Genomic DNA, 22,610 nt, shown 5'->3' on the forward strand with positions numbered 1-22,610 from the left:
CGTGAGCGGGGACGCGGGTGTGAGCGGGGACGGGGACGCGGGCAGGAACGGTGAGCGGCTGCTCTACGGCTGCATGGGGCTCGGCGGCAGCTGGGGCCCCGAGCCGTACGGCCCCGCGGACATCGACCGGGCCGAGGCCGCGGTGCGGGCCGCCCTGGAGATCGGCGTCACCGTCTTCGACCACGCCGACATCTACCGGATGGGCAAGGCCGAGGCCGTCTTCGGCGAGCTGCTGGCCCGCGACCCCGAGCTGCGGTCGCGCGTCACCCTCCAGACCAAGTGCGGTATCCGCCTGGCCGAGGGCGACCGGCCCGGACTCTACGACCTGCGCGGCCCGAGCATCGTGCGCCGCGTCGAGGAGAGCCTGACCCGGCTGCGCACCGACGTCCTCGACGTCCTGCTGCTGCACCGCCCCGACCCGCTGGCCGACCCCGACGAGACGGCCGCGGCCCTCACCGACCTCCACCGGCAGGGTCTGGTGCGCCGGTTCGGCGTCTCCAACATGTCGGGCGCCCAGATCGCCTCCCTCCAGGCGCGACTGGACCTCCCGCTGGCGGTCGACCAGCTGGAGATGAGCCTGCACCGCCGGGACTGGCTGGAGGCCGGGGTACTCGTCAACACCCCGGCGTCCACGGACACCGGGTTCCCGCTCGGCACCGTCGAGTACTGCCGGGACAACGGTGTGCGGCTCCAGGCGTGGGGCGCGCTCGCCCAGGGCCGCTACACGGGCCGCGAGGAGACCCCGGCGGAACGGGCCACCGCCCGCCTGGTCGCCGGCCTCGCCGAGGCGAAGGGCACGACGCCGGAGACGATCCTGCTGTGGTGGCTCCAGCGCCACCCGGCCCGCATCGCCCCCGTCATCGGCAGTGCGCGGCCCGAGCGCATCCTCGCCTGCCGGGACGCGGCGACGGCTGCACCCGGGCTCAGCCACGAGGAGTGGTACGGGCTCTGGATCGCCGCCCGGGGCACGCCGCTGCCGTAGACCCCCGCCGCCGGGGCCGCCCCGGGCGGGCCGCTCAGGAGCGCGCCGACGACGCCGACAGCCAGGTGATCACGCTGTTCACGGCCGGGAAGTCCAGCCGGGCGATGTCCGCGATCGCCTGGTGGTCGGCGGGGGACAACCGCACCCCCGCCGCGTCCAGCGCGCAGTGCAGCAGCACCCGGTGGGCCTCGTCCGGGGCGAGCGGCCGCCCGGCCGCCAGCCCCGGGACGGGGACGGGCAGCACCGGCGTCCCCGGCCCCGGGGTCACCGGCCCCTCCCGCCCCGGCCGCCGCCGCACGGACCACCGCCTCATGCCGGCCCGTCCGGTCCGAGAGCGGAGCCGAGGCCCGCGAGCGCCCGGCGGCGCAGGGCCTTCACCGCCCCCGGTGAGCAGCCGCCCAGCTCCCGCCCGATGCGGTCGTTCGGCCAGCCGCCCCAGTACTGGAGCAGGACCACCGTGCGGTGCCGGGCGGGCAGTGCCGCCACGGCACGGCGCACCGGCTCCCGGCGCAGACAGGCGAGGGCGCTCTCCTCGGCCGAGTCGGCGGTGGCCGTGCTGAACGTCCGGCAGTCGGCCACGAGGACCTCCCGGCGCACCCGGGAGGAGCGGTAGTGGTCGATGACCAGATTGCGGGCGATGGCGCAGAACCAGGCGCCGATGTCCGAACGGCCGGGCGTGTAGCGGCCGATGGCGCCCAGGGCGCGGACGAAGGTGTCGCTCGTGAGGTCCTCGGCGAGGTGGGCGTCGCCCACCCGGGACCGCACGTAGCCCAGGACCTGCTGGCGGTAGGTGCCGTACAGGAGGGCGAACGCCTGCTCGTCCCCTTCGCGGGCGTGCTGGATGGTCAACTCCGGGGCTGACCGGGGGGTTCTTCGGATAACCTGCTGATTCAAGGCTTCCCCATCTCTGGTTGCGGGGCGGTCGATCAGGGGTCGCCGGGTCGCATCCGGCGGCCCCGTTTCCGGTTCTCCGGCGGGCCGGATCGCCTGACCTGTGATGTCGTCAGCAGCTGCGTGCCGGTGTGAGCCCCGGCCCCCGGCGGTTCCCGGACGGCATCCGCACGCCCCGCCGCCCCGGTCGCCGACCGCCGGCCGCGCCTGACTGCGGAACAAAATGTCTGAATCTTGTGGACTATGCCCCGGGAAGAAGCATTTCGTTATCCGATGGATACTTTGCGGACCGGCGTACGCCGGGCGCGCGCCCCTGGTGCCTCTGCGCCGTTGGAACGGGCATGGACACCACAGAGACCCACCAGCCGGCCGGCGCCGCCGCGCCGGAGCCGGGGGGCGGCCCGGCCCCGTCCGGCACCGCCGGTTCACCCATCTACGACGCCCTGGTCCTGTCCTGGCGCGCCCGGAGCCGGGCCGTACCCGGTGCACCGCGCCGGGCGTACGAGGTCCGGCCGCACGGCGTCCCGCTCGCCCGCCTCGCCGGTGACCGCGCGGCGCGGTGAACCGCCGTCGCGGAGGCGCGGTCAGGTCGCTGTCACGGAGGCGCGGTCAAGCCCCGTCACGGAGACGTGCGCGCCTGCTCGGGGAGGGCGGCGGGCGGTGCGGAGGGCCGGGGAGCCACGAAGTACTCCGGGTCCCGGGGGCGTACGCCGGGTGCGCTCCGGGGGCGCGGCGCGGGCTCCAGGTGCGGGATGTGCTTCGAGCAGTGCACATACGCCTCCTGCACCGTGAGGTGCACCCAGAACTCCGGCCGGCGGCCCGGTGCGGTGTCTGGGGCGAGGAAGGGGAAGGCCCGCCGCTGCTCCTCGTCCGCGCGCAGTTCGGCCCGCCCGTTCACGTGCAGCCCGATGTGGTCATGGGTGAAGTCCATGAACAGCAGCCCCAGATGCGGGTTCTCGGTGAGGTTCCCCGCGCTGGCGAGCACCCCGTTGCCCCGGTACTCGGGGTAGGTGAGGGTGCGCTGGTCCAGGTCGACGACGAAGCCGGGCGGGCCCGCCCGGAAGCTCGCGTCGCATTCGCCCCGCCCGTCCGCCGTGGACAGGAACACCATCGTCCGGCGGCGCACGAACTCCCTCATCCGGGGGGTCAGCTGGGGCTGGACCTGGCGGCCGTAGAACTCGGCGGCCCGCTCCGTGCTGCCCAGGTGTGCCTGGAGCAGGTGTTCACCGGCGGATCCGAAGCTGCTGTCGGGCGTCACGGGCGGGCCTCTTCCTCGGGTTCCTCGGGGGCGCGAACGGCCCCGGAGGGAGAGGGCCCCCCGGCGGGACCGGTGGGCACCATCGTGCCGCCCCGGCGGCCGGGGGAGGGGGTGAAGCCGTCGGACAGTTGTGAAGATCCGCCGCCGGGGCCGGCAGGCGCCGGGACGGACCCCGCGGCGCGTCCCGCTCAGCGGCGGGCGAGCTGCCGCTCGCCGCTCGGGCCCGGCTCGTACGGCAGGCTGTAGTGGCTGAAGATCCCCTCCTCGTTCTCCACCGGCAGCACATCGTCCGTGCCCATGCTGGGCGCGTCCTTGACCAGGGACTTCCCGTACGCCACCCGCAGGTATCCCGGGCCCGCCGTCGCGCCCGCGAGGGGGACGAACACCAGCCTGCGCCGGCCCGGCAGCCCGACGGCCACCGTGATGACGGTCGGCTCGTCGCTGCGGGTGTCGACGTAGACGGCCTCCAGGATGCCGATCTTCTTGCCGTCCTGGTCGACCACTTCCTCGTTCCGCCACTCGCGGATGTCTGCGCTCTGGACCACTGTGCTCTCCTTGCCGTGACCTGGCCGCCCGGCCATGGGCGTGGATCTCCATCGTGCCCGGAATGCGGTGGTTCACGCTCGCTGTGGGGCGCTTCCGTGCCGCGTCACGGCAGTGGGCGGGTGCCGGCAGGGCGGCGGGGACCGAAGACCGGGCCCCGGGGCGGCGCAGGGGGCGGCGCCCCGGTGACGGGGCCGCCCCTGGTGCGGCAAGGCTGCCCGGTGCGGCCGGCCGCAGACGGCCGGGGCCCCGCGCCGCCGGGCTCAGTCCTTGCCGCGGGCGTGCTTGAAGCGGGCCAGCCCGTCCGCCAGGTCGATCACGGGCTCCGGGTAGTCCAGCGCGGATTGTTCCTCCGCCGGCAGCCGCCACGGCTCGTGCACCGCCCGGCCCCGGACCTCCGCCAGCTCCGGCACCCAGCGCCGCACATAGCCGCCCTCCGGGTCGTATCGCTGGGCCTGCGCGAGCGGGTTGAGGACCCGGTTGGGCCGGGTGTCGGTGCCGGTCCCGGCCACCCACTGCCAGTTGAGCTGGTTGTTCGCCACGTCCCCGTCCACCAGGTGGCGCAGGAAGTGCCGGGCGCCCACCCGCCAGTCCACGTACAGCGTCTTGGTCAGGAAGCTCGCCGTCAGCAGCCGGCCCCGGTTGTGCATCCAGCCCTCGTGCAGCAGCTGGCGCATCGCCGCGTCCACCACCGGATAGCCGGTCGTGCCCTCCTGCCAGGCCCGGATGTCGTCGGCGGCCTCGTCCTCGCTCCGCCAGCGGTCGTGCCGGTCGCGGTAGTCCTCGGTGGCGGCCGCGTGCCGGGCCGCCAGCACCTGGTGGTGGAAGTCCCGCCAGCAGACCTGCCGCACGAACGCCTCCGCGCCCGCCCCGCCGCGCTCCCGCGCCCGGTGCACCAGCTCCGCCGCGGAGACCGCACCGAAGTGCAGATACGGGGAGAGCCGGGAGGTGGCGTCGCCCGCCAGGTCGTCGTGCCGGTCCTCGTAGTCGTCCATCCCGTCCCGCCGCCAGCTGAAAAACAGCTCCCGGCCGGCCGGCTCCCCGCCCGCCGGAACCCCGGGCGCGACCCCCTCCACCGCGTCCCGGCGCGGCAGCTCCTCCGACCCGACGCCCCCGGGCACCCGGATCGTGCGGGGCGCGCCGAGCGGGGAGCGGAGCCGCTCGCCGGACCAGCGCCGGAAGTACGGGGTGAACACGGCGAAGTGGTCGCCGCCCGACGGCGTGACCGCGCCCGGCTCCACGGCGGTCAGCACCGCCTCGTGCACGTGCAGCCGGCAGCCCTCCGGCTCCAGCGCCCGGCGCAGCCGCTCCTCCCGGCGGGCCGCGTACCCGCTCACCCCCGAGGCGAGGTGCACCTCCCCGGCCCCCGTCTCGGCGACCGCCTTCGCCACCTCCTCGGCCACCTCCCCGGAGCGGACGACCAGCCGCCCGCCGCGTTCGCGCAGACCCTCGTCCAGGGCGGTGAGGCAGTCGGCGAGGAAAGCGGTGCGGTTCGGGGTGGCGAAGCCGGCGTCCGCGACACCGCTGTCGCGCACGAACAGGGGCACGATCTCGTCGGCGGCGTCCAGAGCCGCCCGCAGCACGGGGTTGTCGTGCAGCCGCAGGTCGGAGGTGAACAGGACGATCGCGACGGTCATGGCGGGGGCTCCTCGGTACTCGTTCGGCACCGGGCCCGGGTCGGCACCCGGTCCGGTGGTGTACGGCGGATTCGGCTCCCGGGGCCCGTCCGGATGCGCGCCTCACCCCCGGGGGTGAGGCGCACGCCATCGCAGCCGCCGCGCGGCCGGTTCAGTACGCGGTGACCACCGCGGCCGTGTCGGCCGACCCGTACCCGTGCCCGGCCGCCGCCGCGAACCGTCCGCGCACCGCGTCGAGGAGCGCGCTGTCGGTGTGCGAGCCCTCCATCGCGGCCTTGACCAGATCGAGGTCCTTCAGCAGGTTCCCGATTCCGAGCGACGGGGTCCAGTCCTCCTCGATCATCGCGGCGCCCTTGAGCCGCACAGCGGGTGCGTCCACCGCCGAGCCCGCGACCGCGTCCAGGAACTGCCGGGGCTCCAGCCCCAGCCGCCGCGCCAGCGCCAGGGACTGCGCGACTCCGCTGACCGCGGTCGCCCCCCAGGCGCTCGCCGCCAGCTTCAGCCGGCTCGCCGCGCCGTAGGTCTCGCCGGCCCAGTGCGTCCGGCCGCCGACGGCCGCCAGCACGGGGTCGACCGCGGGGCGCAGTTCGGCGGGGCCGGACACCAGCATCGTCAGCTCGCCCTTCTCGGCGGGCTCCCGGGTGCCGAGGACCGGCGCGTCCAGGGTGCGCAGCCCGTGCCGGGAGGCCAGCTCGGCGAGCTGCCGGGCGCCGTCCACGCCGACCGTCGTGCACTGGAGCCACACCGCGTCCGGGGCGAAGGCGCCGGAGCAGCCGCCGACGACCCCGGCGACGGAGTCCGCGTCGAAGAGCATGGTCAGCACCGTGCCGGCGTCCGCGACGGCTTCCCCGGGTGTTTCGGCGACCCGCGCGCCCGCCTCGGCGAGCGGACCCGTCTTCTCCGCGCTCCGGTTCCACACCACGACGTCGAACCCGGCGCGCAGCAGGCTGCGCGCCATACCGCTGCCCATGATGCCGGTTCCGAGGACGGCCACGCGTGAGGTCATGGTGAGGCAACTCCCGTCGGGGATCGGGGTGGCACCGACGGTCGGCCGCGGCCCGCGCGGCGGCGCGGGCGCCGTCTGACGTCGGGTCACACTAGCGCCGGAGCACGCTCCGTCCGTGACGGCGCGTCCGCGCGCGCCGGTCCGGTCCACGCACCCGGCGCACGACCCGGAGCGGGCCCGCCCCGCGCGCCCCCGGGCCGGGGGTCAGGGTGCGTTTCAGAAGGGTGAGTGTGGACTCGACCTCGTGCCGCGCTCACCATCACGCCGCCTGGGCCCGCAAGAAGGCACCGCGTGTACCGAAGAAGGATCGACGCCCCGGCATCACTGCCCCGACGAGGGACTGGGGCGGTCCCGGGGCGGCCTGACCTCCAAGATCCACCTCGTCGGCGATGGCGGACGACGCCCCCTGCTGATCACACCGGGCCAGTGGGGCGACGCGCCCCAGCTCATCCCGGTCCTCGAACGCGTCCGCGTTGCCCGGCCGGGAGGCGGGCATCCACGCACCCGGCCCGAACAGCTCGGCGGCGACAAGGCGTGCTCCTCCCGGCGAAACCGCCGCTACCTGCGCAGACGGCAGATCAAGCACAGCCGAAGGACCAGCGGGCCCATCGCAGACGCCGCGGCCGCGAGGGCACAGGCGGCACAGGCCTACAGGCTTCGACGAGGACACGTCCAGACGGTGTCGTACGTGGTGAGGCGGACCGTCGCTGGTAGCAGCACAGTGCAGCAGCCAGGCCGGGTAAGGCCAGGCAAGACCGGGCCAGCCCGGCGCGCACCGGCACCACGTACGCCAATCACCTGCCGAACGCCAAGGGCGTCATCATCGGCGAGCAGCAGCACTTCACCCAGAACAACACCGACGTCGTCGACCCGAAGCTGTTCGTTCAACTGGCCGGGTACGTCGGACAGGTCAGCAGCGCGCTGGGCATGCCCGATCCGGACCGCGTCGCTCAGGACCTCCACGACGAAGCGACCTCGCAGAACGAGCCGGGCCGCCTGCGTCACGGCCGAGCGGCTTCGTCCCCGCCGGCGTCGGCTGCGGCCACGCCCGGTGCATGTTCGATCGGCGTCGTCCGCCGCACCGCGTTGCGAGGGCTGCGTGTGGGAGACGGGGTAACCCATGTGGGCGAGTTCTTTCAGGTCAGTCGGTGGACCGTCGGGCCTGCCGGAGGCAAGGAACGAGTGCGCTGATGCAGCACTAAACGTCTCCTTTGGGACGGAGTCGTCGACCTGGATGATGCTTACGCTGTTTGCCTGACCTGCCGGACTGCCAGCATGTCCTCTGCAGGGAGTGTTCTTCAAGGGAGATCGCGGCTTGGACGGGTGGAAGGGAGCTGCCCGAATTTATTGACGCTCGGTGATGGCGTGTCGGGGCGAGCTGTTGGTGCCACCGGCTCCCAGAGCGCGTCGGGCGGATCCCAAGCCCCGCCGCCGCGGTCGAGCGCTTCCATGTCCGGGCGTTGGCGGGGCTACTGCCGATCCGCTGTGGTGTCTCGCTGACGTGCCCCCGCACGGAACATCACACAAGTGACCTCCGCCGCCCCAACGCTCCTGTGACTTCCTGCAGTCAACCTCCAGCCGTCCGTAGTGGACGGTCGGCAATGGTCAACGGTGAAGGGGATGACGATGAGCACTGCCCAGGCGGCAGCCACAGATGACGAGCAATTCGACCCTCTGATCAGCACGGTCGCCGGGACCGGGGCCCCGGGACCGCCCCAGGGTGGGATTGAGCGTGCTGTTTCGGCTCAGTTGAACGGTCCGATCGGGCTCGTGGTGGACAGCGCCGGCACCCTCTACATTGCCGACCTCTACAACCATCGGGTCCGGAAGGTCACGACGGACGGGAAGATCAGTACGGTCGCGGGTACCGGGGTCGGGGGGCCCGGTGGAGACGGCAGCCTCGCCGTCTCGGCGCAGTTGCAATACCCGCGTGCGGTGGCGGTGGACAGCGCGGGCGACCTCTACATCGCCGATGCCGGCAACAACCGGGTCCGGAAGATCACGTGGGCTGACGGGAAGATCAACACGGTCGTCGGCACGGGTGCCGCAGGCACCGACCCTGACGGCACTCTTGCCACCGCCGCCCGGCTGAACTACCCGTCGGGGGTGGCGCTGGACAGCGCAGGCGACCTCTACGTCGCCGACTGCAACAACCACCAGGTCCGGAAGGTCACCATGACCGACCGGAAGATCCGCACGGTCGCGGGTACCGGGGCCGCGGGGCCCGGTGGAGACGGCAGCCTCGCCGTCTCGGCCCAGCTGCGAAACCCGCACGGGGTGGCGGTGGACAGCGCGGGCGACCTCTACATTGCCGACCAGAACAACCACCGGGTCCGGAAGGTCACCATGACCGACGGGAAAATCAGCACGGTCGCCGGTACCGGCGCCGCGACCTTCGGCGCCGACGGAGTCCCGGCCACCACGGCTCCGTTGCACTCCCCCATGGCGGTGGTGGTGGACAGCGCGGGCACCCTCTACATCGCCGACTGCAACAATCACCGGGTTCGAAAGGTGACGGCCGATAAGAAGATCAGCACGGTCGCGGGCACGGGCGCCGCGACCTTCGGCGCTGACGGCGTTCCGGCAGCCTCGGCCCCGTTGAAACACCCGTACGGGCTTGCCGTGGACTGTGTCGACACCCTCTACATCGCCGATCTGGCCAACCACCGGGTCCGGAGGGTCGGGTCGGCGAGGATGGTCGGGCTGCCCGACTCAGGCACGGTCGTCTCCTGGGCCAACGTCCGCAGCAAACTGCGGATGGGGGTCGCGCGTGAGTCCACCAAGGACGGGGCCGAGGTCCACCAAACCCTCGCCGTCCCCCGGGACCACCAGCAGTGGCGGCTCATCGAGGCGGGCCACGACAACGGCGACATCCTCTACCGGATCGAGAACGTACGCAGCGGCAAGGTCCTGGAGGTCGCCGGTGCGGGAACCGCGTCCGGCGCGCTGGTCGCACAGCGCGCCTACGATGGCAACGACGCACACCACCAGCACTGGAGGCTGATTCCGGTGGGCTCGGTGAACGGCGCCCCGCGGGTGTATGAGATCGCGAACCGGAACAGCGGGCTGCTCCTACAGGTCGACACCAACGCCCGCACGGTGATCAGGCAGCACGGGTCGCAGGGCGACCACCGGAACCGGCAGTGGCAGTTGCTCCCGGTATGACACAGGAGAAGGGCAGGGGCGGTCGTGCCCCTGCCCCGCGTGCTCTGGGAGCTACTGGGAACCTGAGGGCCCCTCGGTGGTCGGCTCGGTCTTCCCCAGCTTCTGCGGTGTCTCGGCGGTCGCCTGGGGCGACTTGGGGGGTTGTGCTGCCTTGGGTGCTCCCGAAGCCTGGGGGGCCTTGGCGTATGCCTCCTTGTCCGGCTCGGCCTGGAGGTCCTCGTTCTTTTGCAGGCCGTCCTCCTTCTTCACCCTCTCACTCGCCTTTGTCATCCCGGCGGACGCTGTGTCGGAGACCGAGCTGGCATGGGCGTGCTTGGCCTGCGTGCCGGCCGAGTCCCGGGTGGTCTGGATGAAGGAGCCGAGGATGCCCAGGATGACCCGCGCTTCGGGGGACTGCTCCTGTACGACTTTCGAGCGTGAGGTAGCCCCGTGGATCGCATGGATGAACAGGCTCTTGCTCTTGTCGTCGTATGTGTCCTCTTCGGCGTCCTCGAAGTCAACGTCCGCACCCGGCTGCGCGTCGCCTTCGTCGGCCTTCACCGAGAAGAGCCCCGCGCTGTTCTGCGCGAAACCGAGAATATTGTCGAACACCATTGTTGTCACCCCTGGTCGTCGTCGTGGCGGTGCTGCTGCCCGGTCAAGGCCCCTTGTGCAGAGCTCGTTGGCTGAAGGTCAGAGGCTCGGCTTCGAACATCGTGTGGTGGACGTCCAGGCAGGAGACGACCTCCATCCGCCCCTTGATGCGGTATCCGCCGCCGGCCAGGTTGACGTCGGCGATGTCGCGGGCGACCACCTGAGCGAGGCCCGGGAAGGACCCGAGCTGCGGGGGAGACAGGACCGGAACCGGCACGGCGTACTTCACCGCGAGGAACCCGGCGAAGGTCACCGGGATCTCGTACTCGTAATGCTTGTGGGCACGCCGCTGCGTGGCAATGGTTTCCACCCGGGATTCCTTCGGGACCTTGCCGGAGATCTGCGATTTCGAAGTCCAGCTCGTCGTCAGGGAGCCGCCGACGGTGGCCGCGAGGCCCAGCGCCAGCTGTGCGTTGAGTGAGGCGCTGCCGGTGGCGCTGCCCTGGGTCGTGAACGCCACCGAGTTCGTCACGGAGTTGGACGCGGAGTTGCCCGCCGAGTTCGTCGTGGCTGTTTCGGTGCCGTTGGCGTTGTCGACCCCGACGTTGTCCTTGCTGTTCTTGTTGGTGATCGTGTTGGCGTTTTTGTTCGCCATGTCGTTCCGCAGCTGCGTCCCGAGCTGAGCCTGGAGGTCCATCTTGAGCTGGTTCTGTAACTGCAACTGCAGTTGTGCGCCGATATTGCCGCCGAAGGTGAGCTTCGCATCCCCGTGGAGCGACCACGTCACCCCGTTCGACACGGTGAAGTCGACCGAGTCGGTGAAGGTCATCTCGTACATCTCGCTGCGGTTGACATAGGCGCGTGAGGAGAACGTGTCGGGCGGGGGCGGAGTGATGTCGCCCCGCTCCTCGATCAGCGGCTCCCCGAGATTCATGTAGGCGAGCCAGCCAAGATCGAACGCGGAATCGCCAATGGTGCCGGAGCTCGACTTGTTGATGGAGATGCCGACCGGTCTGTGCTGCACGCCGTTGTTGCTGGTGTAGACCAGGTTGGGATGGTTCAGGAGGGACGGCAGGTCGATGCCGAGTTCCCGCAGGTTCTTTTTCGTCAGCGGATGGCGCTTGAACCGTTCCAGGTTATAAGCAGTGGAAGGCATTCCCCGTCCTCGACTGTTTTCCGAAACGCGCCCGATGGAATGGAAGGCATCTGCGCGCTTTCCGAAATTCGAAGCTATCAGCCGACTGGTTTCCCGGGAAGAAGCCGTCGCTTATCACACTCAAACGGGTGAACGTGCCCACCGGTCATCCCCAAGTCGCCGGGAATAACGGTAAAGTGAAGCACTGCCGGTCGCTCGATCGACGCCTTCGGAAAGCGCTCCACGTGCATGTTGCACTTGTGATTCGTGCGGTGGTGGGGGTTTTGTTTGGTTGTCCATTGCAGCCCGAGTCATTTCCGCTTGCAGGGCGGTCAAATCCTGCAGTAATGCAGCGCGGCGAAGCGCTGCGCTGTGGCTGGATTTCATTCCCCACTTCAAGAACAGGTGAGGTTCCGCGATGTACACCCAAGAACGCACGACGATGTCGAACCTGGTGGTCGGCGGCCCGGTGGCGGTGAACAGCTACGACAACGCGATCGTGGCCGCGCTGATCGAGAACCGGCCTGTCATGCTCGTCCACGCCTTCAACGGCGGCTTCCTGCGGCCCGCCGAGCTGAAGGACAGCGTCCACGACAAGGGAGTCAAGCTGTCCACCGCGCTCGACTCGGCCACCAAGGAAGCGCAGGGCCACCTCTGGTACATCACTCCCGCCGGCTTCTTCGGGCAGCGGCCGCTGTACTTCGTCGAGAGCGCCGCGGGCCAGGTACCGCCCAAGCCTGCCGGTTCGGGCCAGGCCGACGCCGGGCGCGGTGACGACGGGACACCCAAGCCGCAGCGTCGGCGCATCACCGTGCATCAGAAAGCCCCCGAGGGCACGGCCGCCACCGTCCAGGTGGGCCTGCCCGACAAGGTCGGAGACCTATGGCGCGGGAAGAACGGCGCGCCCGAGGACACCCAGCTGTGGGTCGTCACGGTGACGCCGTGGGGCGGGCTCACCTTCGTGCCGATCACCCACCCTGACGCCATCCTGGGGTTCAAGGACCACGCGGTGGCGGCCGACAGCGAGGCGCGCGTGACCTACAACTGGGGCGGGGACTTCACCGGCACGGTCATCAATACGTTCTACCCGCGGCTGCCCAACGAGTGGAGCGTCCCCTACCACCACGTTTTCACGTGACCCGCGGCCGCCACCCCCTCACACCTGTCCCGAGCCCAGCCCGTACCGCCTGGAAGAGGCACCACGATGCCCATGCCCACGGAAGAACTGAAACTGGTGATCGTGAACGCCGCCACGGGGAAGACCCTCGGTCTCAAAGCCGCGCCGGGCGCGGACGGGGCGCTTGTCGTCCGCGACTTCCCCGACGGCGGCCCCAGCCCGGAGCAGTGGCAGCTCACCCCCGTGCCGGCCGCGCAGGACGAGCAGGCATATGTGATCCGCAACGCGGCCGGCGTCAAGGTGCTCGACAACCCCGCCGCCGCGGACCGCGGTGTCCGTCAGTGGGACGCCGCCGGCAAGAAGGGCCAGCAGTGGCGCGTCGTCCCCGTCGACGGCGAAGCGGGCCTCTACTTCATCGAGGCGGCGACCGATGGTGCCGTTCTCGACCTCGCCGATCCCGGCGCTGACGACATCCGGGTCGTTCTGCGCGAGCACGACGAATGCGCGGAAACCCAGCGGTGGCGGTTCGTCCCGGCCGAGCCCGAGCGCACCAGCGACCCCGTGCTGCCCTGGGCACCAATGAGCCACTGGAACGGCCGCCGGTCCTGGCGGCTGGCCCGCCCGACCGCGCTGCGGCCGGCACCCGACGCGACGCCCTCCTTCAGCGACATGCTGCTGGTCCTCAAGGCATTCGGAAGCAACCAGGACGCCGGCGGGTGGAAGAGCGACGGAGCCAACCGCTCTCCCAGCGGGCAACCGGGCGGGTGGGCCGGGCTCGGTGACCGGTTCCTCGCCGACACCACTGGAGCAGGGCAGGCGGACATCGTCGGGCTCAAACCCGCGAAGGGCGCGGTGACGTCCTCCAGCAACGGCGACGGCACGTTCGACGACGAGCGTGTCCTGCACCAGGTAGCGCCCTCCTCAAGTCCCGCGGACCTGTGGACGCTCATCGACCTGACGGGCGACGGTAAGCCCGACGTCGTCGTGCTTGCCGCCGACGGCGTCCGGGTGTCCACGCTGGACAAAGCCGGGGCGTTCACACCCGCGGGCGGCAAGCTGGTCCTCAAAGCCTTTGGACACGGGCAACAGGCCGGCGGGTGGTTTGCCGACAAGCACCCCCGCTTCCTCGCCGACACCACCGGCGACGGACGCCGCGACGTCGTCGGCTTCCACGACGACGGCGTCTGGATCTCACTCCAGGACGAGGACGGCACATTCGCCCCGATGGGCGACGAACCGGTCCTCAAGGCATTCGGCCACAGCGAGAAGGCCGGTGGCTGGCTTGCCGGTAAGCACCCCCGCTTCCTCGCCGACACCACTGGTAACGGCAGGCTCGACGTCGTCGGCTTCCACGACGACGGCGTCTGGATCTCACTCCAGGACGAGGACGGCACATTCGCCGACCCCCTGTACCTCCTTGACGACTTCGGCGTCGACCAGGGGTGGAGTACGGTCCAGGAGCACCCCCGGTTCCTTCTCAGCGCCGTCGATGGCGAAGCAGCGGACATCGTCGGGTTCGGCCCACAGGGCGTCGTCGTCGCACGCGGGCGCGGCGACGGCACGTTCAATCCCGCCAAACTCGTCCTGAACGATTTCGGGCACGCCCAGGGATGGACGGGCAAGAAGCACCTCCGGCTCCTCGCCGACGTCACCGGCGACGGCAACCCCGACATCGTCGGCTTCGGCGACCAGGGAGTCTGGGTGTCGCACAACCGCGGCGACGGCCACTTCGAGCAGGCCCAACTGGTGTGCCGCGGCTTCGGGTACAACGAGGACGCCGGCGGCTGGCGCGTCGACCGCCACCCCCGCTTGCTCACCGACGTCACCGGCGACGGCAAGCCCGACATCGTCGGCTTCGGCGGCCCAGGCGTGTACGTGGCCCGAAACCTCTTCCGCCGCTTCCGGACCCGATAGCCGTCGGACTGGCTCTTCAGCTGGACCACGTGACGCGTCATCGGCCTGCCGGAGCCCGTCGCCCCGACCCAGCGTGCGGCCTGGCACACCGTCGCCTGCCAGGCCGCACATCGAGCAACCGCAGCACAACCGCCTGCTGCGCCGTCACGGAGATCGACGGCTACCTTGTGAGGGCCTGTTGTGGCAATCCAGTGGCGGACCCGGCCCTCGGCGGGGTACTCGGCGACCTGGCGGCACGGCGCGGCCGGGTCACCGGCCAGTCGATGCGCTCCGGCTCGGCCGTCGTCACCGCGACGGTCCCGCTGGCCGAGTTGTTCGGCTATGCGTCGCGGCTGCGCGGCCGCACGCGGGGCCGGGGGACGTTCACCTCGCGTCCCGACGGGTACGCGCCCGCGCCGCGCGGGGTGGCCGAGGAACTCCTCGGCGGATGACGGGCGCTGCCGGCAGTGCTGGTGGATGACGGGGAGCCCCTCGGGGCCGGGCCGGCTGTGCGCGGGCGGCCCGGCCGGGTACTCGTGTCGTCGTGATGCCGGTCTGTCATGCCCGGAACTGTTGCTTCCCGGTGAGCCGGGCGTAGCATCCGAGAAACCAACAAGGCCGGTCATGGAACGGATGTAGAACCACATGTTCGCGGCGGAGCGCCAGCAGGAGATCCTGCGCCTGGCCCGGGAGGGCGGCCGGGTGGACGTGCTGTCCCTCGCCGAGGAGTTCCAGGTCACCGCCGAGACCGTCCGTCGGGACCTGAAGGCCCTCGACCGCGCGGGCCTCGTACGCCGGGTCCACGGCGGCGCCATCCCCGCGGGCCACCTCGACTTCGAGCCCGGCCCCGCCGAGCGCGACGCCGGCGCCTCCGACGAGAAGGACGACATCGCCCGGGCCGCCCTCGCCGAGCTGCCCGCCGACGGCAGCGTGATCCTCGACGCGGGCACCGCCGCCGCCCGGCTCGCCGCCGCGTTCCCCGTCGATTCGGCGCTCACCGTCGTCACCCACGCCCTGCCGATCGCCGCCCGCCTCGCCGACCACCCCGGCATCGCGCTGCACCTCGTCGGCGGCCGGGTCCGGCACCGCACCCGGGCCGCCGTCGACGCCTGGGCGCTGCGCGCCTATGGCGAGATCAAGGCCGACGTCGTCTTCCTCGCCACCAGCGGCTTCTCCCTCGACGGCGGGCTGACCACCCCGGACCTCGCCGAGGCCGCGGTCAAGAGCGCCGCCGTCCGGGCCGCCCGCCGGGTGGTTCTGCTGGCCGGCTCCGCCGCGTTCGGACAGCAGCATTTCGCCCGCTTCGGCGACCTCTCCGACGTCGACCTGCTGATCACCGGCAAGGGTCTGTCCGAAGAGGATGCGCGGGCCGTCGGACGCCAGGGCCCGGAAGTGGTCCGCGCATGATCCTCACCGTCACCCCCGCCCCGGCCCCGGGAGCGCCGCACGCACGAGTGCCCCGGCCCCACCCGGCCGGGGCACCCCGCGTCACGCACCAGGGGGAGCGCGTCAGCCCTTCACGAGCCGCCGCACGTTCTCCACGCTTCCGCAGTCCGCGGCCAGCAGTTCGGCCCGCCGGTCCCGGAACGCGCGCCCGAGTGCGGCCCGCCGCTCGTCGGAGACGTTCTCCCGCGCGTCGTTGAGGAGGGTGCGCTCCTCCTCGTCGAGGTGGTGCGTGACCGCCTCGGACAGCCGCTCCAGCGCCTCGTCCCAGGCCGCCGCGTCGCCGGGGTCGGTCTCCAGCAGCGCCAGCAGCGCCGCGTTCCCCTCGTCGTGCTCCTCGGAGCCGTGCTCCACCTCCTCCTCGTCCACGTTCTTGTACCGCTTGAGCGCCGGGTAGACCTCCGCCTCCTCGGCCTCCGCGTGCGCGACCAGCAGGCCCGAGAACTCGCTCAGGGCACCGGTACGGTCCTCGTCCACGCTGCGCATACGGCGCAGCAGGTCCTCCATGGTGCGGTGGTCGTCGAGAATGACCCGGACCACGTCGTTCGCTGCCATCGGTGTGCGTCCTCCTAGGCGTCGATGCCGGTGACCGCGGCCGGTCCGAGGGGCGCCTCGTCGTCCGTGAAGCCGGCCGCCCGCAGCGCGTTCTCCGTCGTCTGCCGCGCTTCCAGTTCGGCGGTGCCCATGTCCTGGGCCTCGACCTCCAGGCGGACGGTGAAGGTGCCGTTGTCGTTCACCGTAAGAATGCGGAGGTCCTCCTCGCGGCCGAGCGAGGTCTGCCGCGGGTCGGCGGGCCGCAGCTCCCTGCGGACCGCCGCCGTCTCCTCCTCCCCGGGCGTGCGCAGAAAGGTTCCCGGAAGGGTGATGACAAAGGTCGTCATGAGAGTCCTGCCTTTCAGGGGCCCGTTCGCGGGCTGTCCCGCGTCTGCCCCGTGGTCCGTGTGCCATGCGCGCCGTCACCCGGCCGCCCGGGCGGGTTCACACCGGCCGCCCCGGTCACACCGCTCGCTCCGGGGGTTCCGGGTGCTCGCCCGGTCCGCCGTGCTCCCGGTCCGCCAGGGGGGTGGGGGAGAGGTGCGTGCTCTCCTCGCCCGGTTCCAGCAGGGTGTCGGCGGGGCCCACGATCAGCGGATCCGGCTCGCCCACCACCTTCTCGTCCTTGCTCGCGTAGTCCAGCCGCCACAGCAGACTGCGCATCGCCTCCAGCCGGCCGCGCTTCTTGTCGTTGTTCTTCACCACGGTCCACGGCGCGTACGAGGTGTCGGTGGCCCGGAACATGTCGACCTTCGCGGCCGTGTAGTCGTCCCACAGGTCCAGCGAGGCGAGGTCGGTGGGGGAGAGCTTCCACTGCCGGACCGGGTCCACCTGCCGGATCGCGAAACGCGTCCGCTGCTCGGCGCGGGACACCGAGAACCAGTACTTCACCAGCACGATCCCGTCGTCCGTCAGCAGCTGCTCGAACAGCGGGGCCTGCCGCAGAAAGGTCCGGTACTCCTCCTCGGTGCAGAAGCCCATCACCCGCTCGACGCCCGCGCGGTTGTACCAGGACCGGTCGAAGAAGACGATCTCACCGGCCGAGGGCAGATGCCCGACGTACCGCTGGAAGTACCACTGGCCGGCCTCCCGGTCCGTCGGCTTCTCCAGGGCGACCACCCGCGCGCCACGCGGGTTGAGCCGCTCGGTGAAGCGCTGGATCGTTCCTCCCTTGCCCGCCGCGTCACGCCCCTCGCACACCACGGCCAGCCGCTGGCCCGTCTCCTTCACCCACTTCTGGAGCTTCAGCAGCTCGATCTGGAGCAGCCGCTTGGTGTGCTCGTACTCCTCGCGCCGCATCTTGCGCTCGTACGGGTAGTTCTCGCGCCAGGAGCGGATCGCGTTCCCCTCCTCGTCGAGGAGCACGGGGTGCCAAGGCCGGCGGCTGTCCACGGTGAGCCCGTCGAGGAGCTCGTTCTCTCGGTCCGTCACCCTGGTACTCCTATCCGCGGGCGGCCCTTCCACGCCCGGACGGGGCAGCCGGGTCACCCCCTCGGACGCGAGGCCCCTCGGGCCCCGCCCCGCCTGCGGGCCGGCCGGAAACCACGCGTTCACACGCCGTGCGGCGGGCAGTTCCGACGTGTTCGCCCGCAGGTGCCCCCGGCCGCGCTCTCCTTGGGGGCGCCCCTCGCCGACCCCCACCGCGGAGGACCCCCCTTCATGACCCATCCCGACCGCCGCCGCTTCCTGCAACTCGCCACGGGCGCCGCCGCCTTCCCGGCCCTGTCCGGCAGCATCGCCCGGGCCGCCGCCATCCCGGCCCAGGGCGGCACCGGCACGATCGAGGACGTGGAGCACATCGTCGTCCTGATGCAGGAGAACCGTTCGTTCGACCACTACTTCGGGGCTCTGAAGGGCGTCCGCGGCTTCGGCGACCCCCGTCCCGTCACCCTGCCCGGCGGACGCGACGTGTGGCACCAGTCCGACGGGCAGAAGGTGACCCTGCCCTTCCGGCCCCCGAGCGACGACCTGGGCATGGAGTTCCTCCAGGGCCTCAACCACGACTGGGCCGGCGGACAGAAGGCGTTCAACAAGGGCCGCTACGACCAATGGATACCGGCCAAGACGGCCACCACCATGGCGTATCTGACCCGGGACGACATCCCCTTCCACTACGCCCTCGCCGACGCCTTCACGGTGTGCGACGCCTACCACTGCTCGTTCATCGGCTCCACCGACCCCAACCGCTACTACCTGTGGTCCGGCCACACAGGCAACGACGGCACCGGCGGCGGCCCCGTCCTCGACAACGCCGAGGCGGGCTACGGCTGGACCACCTACCCCGAGCGCCTGGAGGCGGCCGGGATCTCGTGGAAGGTGTACCAGGACATCGGCGACGGCCTCGACGCCGCCGGCCACTGGGGCTGGATCAACGACGCCCACCGAGGCAACTACGGGGACAACTCCCTGCTCTACTTCAACACCTACCGCCGCGCCCGCCCCGGCGACCCGCTGTACGAGAAGGCCCGCACCGGCACCGACGCCCGCAGGGGCGAGGGCTACACGGACCGGCTGCGCGCCGACGTGCAGGCGGGCCGGCTGCCGCAGGTCTCCTGGATCGCCGCCCCCGAGGCGTACACCGAGCACTCCAACTGGCCCTCCAACTACGGCGCCTGGTACATCGCCCAGGTCCTCGACGCCCTGACCTCGAACCCTGACGTCTGGTCCCGCACCGCGCTCTTCATCACCTACGACGAGAACGACGGCTTCTTCGACCACGTCGTGCCGCCCTACGCCCCCGCCGGCGCCGCCGAGGGGCTGTCCACCACCCCCACCGCCCTCGACCGGTTCCCCGGCTCCGCCCGCTTCACCGCCGGCCCCTACGGACTCGGCCCCCGCGTCCCCATGCTGGTCGTCTCGCCCTGGAGCACGGGCGGCTACTCCTGCTCCGAGACCTTCGACCACACCTCCGTCATCCGCTTCCTGGAACGGCGCTTCGGCGTCCGCGAACCCCAGATCTCGCCCTGGCGGCGCGCCGTCTGCGGTGATCTGACCTCGGCCTTCGACTTCACCCGGTCCCAGCGCCCGCCCGGCGGCCTGCCCCCGACCGACGGCTACCTCCCGCCGGACCACGACCGCCACCCCGACTTCCGGCCCACCCCGCCCGCCACCCCCGCGATGCCCCGCCAGGAACCCGGCCGCCGCCCCACCCGGCCCCTCGCCTACGCCCCCTATACGGACGGCCTCGCCGACCCGGCGGCCGGAACCTACCGGCTGACCTTCGGCGGCGGCCCCGGCGCGGGCGCCCACTTCTACGTCACCTCCGCCAACCGCACCGACGCCCCCTGGACGTACACCACCGAGGCCGGACGCTCGATCGCCGACACCTGGAACACCCGCTACTCGCGCGGCACCACCGACCTCACCGTGCACGGCCCGAACGGCTTCCTGCGCCGCTTCCGCAACCCGGGCACCACCGCCGGACCCGAGGTCACCGCCCGGCACGACGCTGCCGCCGGAGCGCTGGACCTCGCCTTCACCAACTCCGGCACGGCCACCGCCCGCCTGACGGTGACCGACGCCTACGGCGGCCCGGCCCGCCACCACACCGTGGCGCCCGGCGCCACCGTGCGCCGCTCCGTCCCGCTCGCCGGCTCGGACCACTGGTACGACCTGACGGTCACCTCCGACACCTCGGCCGACTTCGTCCGCCGCCTCGCGGGCCATGTCGAGACCGGGCGGCCCTCGCTCTCCGACCCGGCGATCCGCACGGACCCCGCCCGCTGACCGCACGCACCCCGCCGCGCACCCCCACGGCCCCGGCCCGCTGACGCGTCCGCCCGGCGCGCCGCCGTTCCCCGACGCTGCCGGACGACGTTCCCGCGGCGTCCTCAGAACGGTGGCGCGCCCGAGCCCGTGATCAGGAGTACCCCGGTCCCGAAGTAGCGGCGGCTCACGTCGAACGCCGCCTCCCGTCCCTCCGCCAGGCGCAGCACCCCGCGCTGCGCCTCCATCACCGCCCGGGCGGCCTCCTCGCCGTCCGCCACGTCGACCGTGCCGTTCCAGTCCGTCAGGCCCTCCGCCGTCTCCACCACCGCACGGGCCGCCGCCTCGGCGGGGCTCTCCGTGCCCGGCCCGGGCGGCTGGTCGGCCCAGGAGTGGAGTTCGGCCGTCGCCCGGTACTCCCGGCCACCGGCGACCACGGTCACCTCTCCCCGGTAATCACCCATGCGTCCAGTGTGCGCCCGGCCCGGGGGTCCCGCCCCGCCTCCCGGGCTCAGCCCCGCCCCGCAGCCCTGCCCCGCCGACGGACGGCGAGGAGCGCCAGATCGTCGATCCGGCCCGGTGCGTCCCGGCCCGTCAGGAAGTCCACCAGCGCCGCCAGGTCCCCGGCCCGCCTCTCCCCGCCCGCGCCGAGCCACACCCGCACATCGTCCGTCATGGCGCGCACGCACACATCAATGTCGGCGTCCCGCCGCTCCACCAGCCCGTCCGTGAACAGCACCAGCGTGTCGCGCGGCCCGAGGACCGCCGGTGTCGTGGGGTAGCGGGCCGCCGGGTCCACCCCGAGCGGCGGACCGCCCGCCAGCAGCAGCTCCCCGGTCGAGTCCGGCCCCACCCGCACCGGGTGCGGATGCCCCGCCCGAGCACCCGTCAGCGCACCGTCGGCGGGGGAGAGGACCAGATACGCGCAGGTCGCGAACCGGTCGGTGTCCAGGTCGCAGAAGACCCGGTTGACCTGGCCCAGCACCGCCCCCGGGGACAGCCCCGGCTCCGCGCACGCACGCAGCGCCACCCGCAGCTGCCCCATCACAGCCGAGGCGTGCGCGTCGTGTCCCTGCACATCGCCGATCACCAGCGCGGCCGTGCCGTCGCCGAGAAGCAGGACGTCGTACCAGTCCCCGCCGATGTGCATGCCCTGCGTCCCCGGCAGATAGCAGGAGTGCGCGCTCAGCTCGTCCAGCGCGGGCAGATGGCTGGGCAGCATCGCCTTCTGGAGATCGGTCGCCCGCTGGTGCTGGGTGTCGAACAGCCGCGCCCGCTCCAGGCTCTGGGTGAGGATCACCGCCACGGCCGTGTAGAAGGTGCGCTCCTCCTCGTCGAAGCGCCGCGGCCGGGCGAAGGAGATCAGACAGGCCCCGCGCGTACGGTCCAGCGACCCCAGCGACAGCACCACCCAGGAGCGGGCGGGCAGCGGACCGTCCGCCTCCGGCCGGGGAACCCCGTCCCGCCAGGGCCCCGTCAGGTCCTCCACGAACAGCGGCGTCTCCCGCTCGGCGGCGAACGCCATCACCTCGTACGCCGGGGCCCGCAGGAACTCCAGCGCCGGCGAGACGCAGCTCTCGCCCACGATCTCCAGATGCCCGCCCTCGACCACGCCCAGCAGCAGGTTCTCCGCGCCCAGCGCGGGACGCGCCAGGTCCGTCATCACCCGGGTCACGTCGGAGACCGACACCGCCTGGGAGAGCGCGCGGGTCAGCGTGTACAGGAAGGCGTCCCGCGAACCGTCCCGTGAGCCGTCCCCCGAGGCCGCCGCCGGACGGGGGCCCGGGGCCGCCCCCTGCCCGCCGCTCTCCCACACCAGCCCCAGCGCCCGGGCCGGCCTCCCGACGTCGTCCAGCACGATCCGGCCGCACTCGGTCAGCCGGTGCACACTGCCGTCCGGGTGGACCACCCGGTACTCCAGGCGGTACCGGCCCGGATCGGCGTCCGAGCCGGGCAGCCGGCCGGCCACCGCCGCCTCCGTCACCTCGGCGATCGCGGCCTGGAGCACCGGCACGTCCTCCGGGTGCAGCAGCTCGAAGAAGGTGTCCCCGCGCCCGTCGAACCGGGCCGGGTCCACCCCGTAGACCGCGCACGTCCGGTCGTCCCAGTAGACGTCGTCCGCCGAGAAGTCCCAGGCGAACACCCCCGCCTGCGCCGCGTCGACCGCCTCCGCCAGCGGACCGGCCGCGCGGTGCGCCCGCAGGACCAGGGCGCAGCAGTCGGCCACCGCCACCAGCCCCTCGGCGAACCGCCCCGCCCCGCCGGGACTCGGGTCCCCGGGGCCCAGCGGCGCGGCCAGCACCCCGGTCACCTCACCGCCCGCCCTCAGCGGCAGCAGGACCGAGGTGCCGCCGTCCGAGGCCGCGATCCCGAACCGTCCCGTGGTCAGCACCCGCAGCACATCCGCGCCGACCAGCTCCCCGCCGGCCCGCATCCCCGTGTGCCGGGCCCCGTTGCGGCCGTCCGCCGCGAAGACCTCCACCCCCGCGCCGCGCCGCACATACAGCCTCTTCGGCCCCGGGGGAAGCGGCGCCGGTCCGGCCAGCTCGCTCAGCAGGGCCCCCGGTCCGTCGCAGCGCAGCAGGCGCCCCAGCAACGCCATGAGCTCCGTCGGATCGGCCATGGCCGCGCACCTCTCCCACCTGGGCTGACCGGGCGTACGGGGTGGCCGCACACCCGGCCGCGGGCACACCGCACGGGCGTCCCCGTGCCGCTGGATCAACATAGC

21 protein-coding genes and 2 pseudogenes are annotated in these 22,610 nt (G+C 72.3%); 9 read left to right on the forward strand and 14 right to left on the reverse strand.

The window, feature by feature from the left end; all coding sequences use genetic code 11:
* Positions 1-19 precede the first annotated feature (19 nt).
* On the forward strand, positions 20-982 hold the full coding sequence (locus C593_RS0121215) for an aldo/keto reductase (RefSeq protein WP_486591164.1): 963 nt from the start codon (positions 20-22) through the stop codon (positions 980-982).
* A gap of 34 nt (positions 983-1,016) precedes the next feature.
* Here the strand turns inward: C593_RS0121215 and C593_RS0121220 are convergent, their stop codons facing one another.
* Both C593_RS0121220 and C593_RS33075 read right to left on the reverse strand, forming a co-directional pair.
* The gene (locus tag C593_RS0121220; RefSeq protein ID WP_018849326.1) at positions 1,017-1,250 is read right to left on the reverse strand and encodes a hypothetical protein; all 234 of its coding nucleotides are present in this window, start codon (positions 1,248-1,250) and stop codon (positions 1,017-1,019) included.
* Between the two features lie 41 nt (positions 1,251-1,291).
* A complete protein-coding gene (locus C593_RS33075) occupies positions 1,292-1,831 on the reverse strand; it encodes an RNA polymerase sigma factor (RefSeq protein ID WP_018849327.1) in 540 nt (179 codons plus the stop codon).
* Between the two features lie 383 nt (positions 1,832-2,214).
* Between C593_RS33075 and C593_RS33080 the strand changes: the two genes are divergently transcribed.
* A complete protein-coding gene (locus C593_RS33080; protein WP_018849328.1) occupies positions 2,215-2,436 on the forward strand; it encodes a hypothetical protein in 222 nt (73 codons plus the stop codon).
* 56 nt (positions 2,437-2,492) lie between these two features.
* On the opposite strand, the gene C593_RS0121235 is transcribed toward C593_RS33080, so the two are convergent.
* From C593_RS0121235 to C593_RS0121250, 4 genes are all read right to left on the reverse strand, one after another.
* Positions 2,493-3,131 (reverse strand): pyridoxamine 5'-phosphate oxidase family protein, encoded by a 639-nt coding sequence (locus C593_RS0121235; protein WP_018849329.1) that lies wholly within the window; start codon positions 3,129-3,131, stop codon positions 2,493-2,495.
* A gap of 188 nt (positions 3,132-3,319) precedes the next feature.
* Entirely contained in the window at positions 3,320-3,676 is a 357-nt protein-coding gene (locus C593_RS0121240; protein ID WP_018849330.1) for a PRC-barrel domain-containing protein, read from the reverse strand.
* A gap of 261 nt (positions 3,677-3,937) precedes the next feature.
* The gene (locus C593_RS0121245; protein WP_018849331.1) at positions 3,938-5,311 is read right to left on the reverse strand and encodes a cryptochrome/photolyase family protein; all 1,374 of its coding nucleotides are present in this window, start codon (positions 5,309-5,311) and stop codon (positions 3,938-3,940) included.
* A gap of 151 nt (positions 5,312-5,462) precedes the next feature.
* Positions 5,463-6,317, reverse strand: a complete 855-nt coding sequence (locus C593_RS0121250) for an NAD(P)-dependent oxidoreductase (protein ID WP_018849332.1) — start codon at positions 6,315-6,317, stop codon at positions 5,463-5,465.
* 340 nt (positions 6,318-6,657) lie between these two features.
* On the opposite strand from C593_RS0121250, the pseudogene C593_RS33885 reads away from it, so the two are divergent.
* Positions 6,658-6,950 (forward strand): annotated as a pseudogene (locus C593_RS33885) (IS5/IS1182 family transposase); the annotation flags it as partial.
* Positions 6,951-6,965: 15 nt separating this feature from the next.
* Here C593_RS33885 and C593_RS33085 read toward each other — a convergent pair.
* Positions 6,966-7,322 (reverse strand): hypothetical protein, encoded by a 357-nt coding sequence (locus C593_RS33085; protein WP_018849334.1) that lies wholly within the window; start codon positions 7,320-7,322, stop codon positions 6,966-6,968.
* 621 nt (positions 7,323-7,943) lie between these two features.
* Here C593_RS33085 and C593_RS0121265 point away from each other — a divergent pair.
* Entirely contained in the window at positions 7,944-9,482 is a 1,539-nt protein-coding gene (locus C593_RS0121265) for an NHL domain-containing protein (RefSeq protein ID WP_026277918.1), read from the forward strand.
* Positions 9,483-9,533: 51 nt separating this feature from the next.
* Here C593_RS0121265 and C593_RS0121270 read toward each other — a convergent pair whose 3' ends face one another.
* Positions 9,534-10,076 (reverse strand): hypothetical protein, encoded by a 543-nt coding sequence (locus C593_RS0121270; RefSeq protein WP_018849336.1) that lies wholly within the window; start codon positions 10,074-10,076, stop codon positions 9,534-9,536.
* 43 nt (positions 10,077-10,119) lie between these two features.
* Positions 10,120-11,211: a hypothetical protein gene (locus C593_RS0121275; protein ID WP_018849337.1), complete on the reverse strand. Its 1,092-nt coding sequence runs from the start codon at positions 11,209-11,211 to the stop codon at positions 10,120-10,122.
* Positions 11,212-11,608: 397 nt separating this feature from the next.
* Here C593_RS0121275 and C593_RS0121280 point away from each other — a divergent pair, with 397 nt between their 5' ends.
* From C593_RS0121280 to C593_RS0121295, 4 genes and pseudogenes are all read left to right on the forward strand, one after another.
* The gene (locus tag C593_RS0121280; protein WP_018849338.1) at positions 11,609-12,328 is read left to right on the forward strand and encodes a hypothetical protein; all 720 of its coding nucleotides are present in this window, start codon (positions 11,609-11,611) and stop codon (positions 12,326-12,328) included.
* Between the two features lie 66 nt (positions 12,329-12,394).
* Positions 12,395-14,221 carry an FG-GAP-like repeat-containing protein gene (locus C593_RS0121285; RefSeq protein ID WP_018849339.1) on the forward strand — a complete coding sequence of 609 codons (1,827 nt, stop codon included), beginning with the start codon at positions 12,395-12,397 and terminating at the stop codon, positions 14,219-14,221.
* A 191-nt stretch (positions 14,222-14,412) separates the two neighbouring features.
* Positions 14,413-14,652 (forward strand): annotated as a pseudogene (gene fusA / locus C593_RS32635) (elongation factor G); the annotation flags it as partial.
* Between the two features lie 193 nt (positions 14,653-14,845).
* Positions 14,846-15,607: a DeoR/GlpR family DNA-binding transcription regulator gene (locus C593_RS0121295; protein ID WP_018849341.1), complete on the forward strand. Its 762-nt coding sequence runs from the start codon at positions 14,846-14,848 to the stop codon at positions 15,605-15,607.
* 102 nt (positions 15,608-15,709) lie between these two features.
* On the opposite strand, the gene C593_RS0121300 is transcribed toward C593_RS0121295, so the two are convergent.
* The 3 genes from C593_RS0121300 to ppk2 all read right to left on the reverse strand — a co-directional run bounded on the left by C593_RS0121300 (position 15,710) and on the right by ppk2 (position 17,608).
* Positions 15,710-16,198 carry a hemerythrin domain-containing protein gene (locus C593_RS0121300; RefSeq protein ID WP_018849342.1) on the reverse strand — a complete coding sequence of 163 codons (489 nt, stop codon included), beginning with the start codon at positions 16,196-16,198 and terminating at the stop codon, positions 15,710-15,712.
* 14 nt (positions 16,199-16,212) lie between these two features.
* Positions 16,213-16,524, reverse strand: coding sequence for a hypothetical protein (locus C593_RS0121305; protein WP_018849343.1), 312 nt, complete (start codon positions 16,522-16,524; stop codon positions 16,213-16,215).
* 115 nt (positions 16,525-16,639) lie between these two features.
* Complete coding sequence (ppk2, locus tag C593_RS0121310) at positions 16,640-17,608, reverse strand: polyphosphate kinase 2 (RefSeq protein WP_018849344.1); 969 nt, start codon at positions 17,606-17,608, stop codon at positions 16,640-16,642.
* A 228-nt stretch (positions 17,609-17,836) separates the two neighbouring features.
* Here ppk2 and C593_RS0121315 point away from each other — a divergent pair, with 228 nt between their 5' ends.
* Positions 17,837-19,903, forward strand: coding sequence for a phosphocholine-specific phospholipase C (locus tag C593_RS0121315; RefSeq protein WP_018849345.1), 2,067 nt, complete (start codon positions 17,837-17,839; stop codon positions 19,901-19,903).
* 104 nt (positions 19,904-20,007) lie between these two features.
* On the opposite strand, the gene C593_RS0121320 is transcribed toward C593_RS0121315, so the two are convergent.
* Together C593_RS0121320 and C593_RS0121325 are read right to left on the reverse strand one after the other, a co-directional pair.
* Entirely contained in the window at positions 20,008-20,346 is a 339-nt protein-coding gene (locus tag C593_RS0121320) for a hypothetical protein (RefSeq protein ID WP_158686866.1), read from the reverse strand.
* A 47-nt stretch (positions 20,347-20,393) separates the two neighbouring features.
* Entirely contained in the window at positions 20,394-22,505 is a 2,112-nt protein-coding gene (locus C593_RS0121325; RefSeq protein ID WP_018849347.1) for a SpoIIE family protein phosphatase, read from the reverse strand.
* Between the last annotated feature and the right edge of the window lie 105 nt (positions 22,506-22,610).

The organism is Streptomyces sp. CNT372 (assembly GCF_000377145.1).

What these genes read in the sequence shown, in the direction of transcription:
- C593_RS0121270 (WP_018849336.1), bottom strand. Translation starts at nt 10,076, where the DNA reads ATGGTGTTCGACAATATTCTCGGTTTCGCGCAGAACAGCGCGGGGCTC.
- C593_RS0121265 (WP_026277918.1), top strand. Translation starts at nt 7,944, where the DNA reads ATGAGCACTGCCCAGGCGGCAGCCACAGATGACGAGCAATTCGACCCT.
- C593_RS0121325 (WP_018849347.1), bottom strand. Translation starts at nt 22,505, where the DNA reads ATGGCCGATCCGACGGAGCTCATGGCGTTGCTGGGGCGCCTGCTGCGC.
- C593_RS0121275 (WP_018849337.1), bottom strand. Translation starts at nt 11,211, where the DNA reads ATGCCTTCCACTGCTTATAACCTGGAACGGTTCAAGCGCCATCCGCTG.
- C593_RS0121250 (WP_018849332.1), bottom strand. Translation starts at nt 6,317, where the DNA reads ATGACCTCACGCGTGGCCGTCCTCGGAACCGGCATCATGGGCAGCGGT.
- C593_RS0121285 (WP_018849339.1), top strand. Translation starts at nt 12,395, where the DNA reads ATGCCCATGCCCACGGAAGAACTGAAACTGGTGATCGTGAACGCCGCC.
- C593_RS0121280 (WP_018849338.1), top strand. Translation starts at nt 11,609, where the DNA reads ATGTACACCCAAGAACGCACGACGATGTCGAACCTGGTGGTCGGCGGC.
- C593_RS0121295 (WP_018849341.1), top strand. Translation starts at nt 14,846, where the DNA reads ATGTTCGCGGCGGAGCGCCAGCAGGAGATCCTGCGCCTGGCCCGGGAG.
- C593_RS0121320 (WP_158686866.1), bottom strand. Translation starts at nt 20,346, where the DNA reads ATGGGTGATTACCGGGGAGAGGTGACCGTGGTCGCCGGTGGCCGGGAG.
- C593_RS0121315 (WP_018849345.1), top strand. Translation starts at nt 17,837, where the DNA reads ATGACCCATCCCGACCGCCGCCGCTTCCTGCAACTCGCCACGGGCGCC.
- C593_RS0121305 (WP_018849343.1), bottom strand. Translation starts at nt 16,524, where the DNA reads ATGACGACCTTTGTCATCACCCTTCCGGGAACCTTTCTGCGCACGCCC.
- C593_RS33080 (WP_018849328.1), top strand. Translation starts at nt 2,215, where the DNA reads ATGGACACCACAGAGACCCACCAGCCGGCCGGCGCCGCCGCGCCGGAG.
- C593_RS0121245 (WP_018849331.1), bottom strand. Translation starts at nt 5,311, where the DNA reads ATGACCGTCGCGATCGTCCTGTTCACCTCCGACCTGCGGCTGCACGAC.
- C593_RS0121300 (WP_018849342.1), bottom strand. Translation starts at nt 16,198, where the DNA reads ATGGCAGCGAACGACGTGGTCCGGGTCATTCTCGACGACCACCGCACC.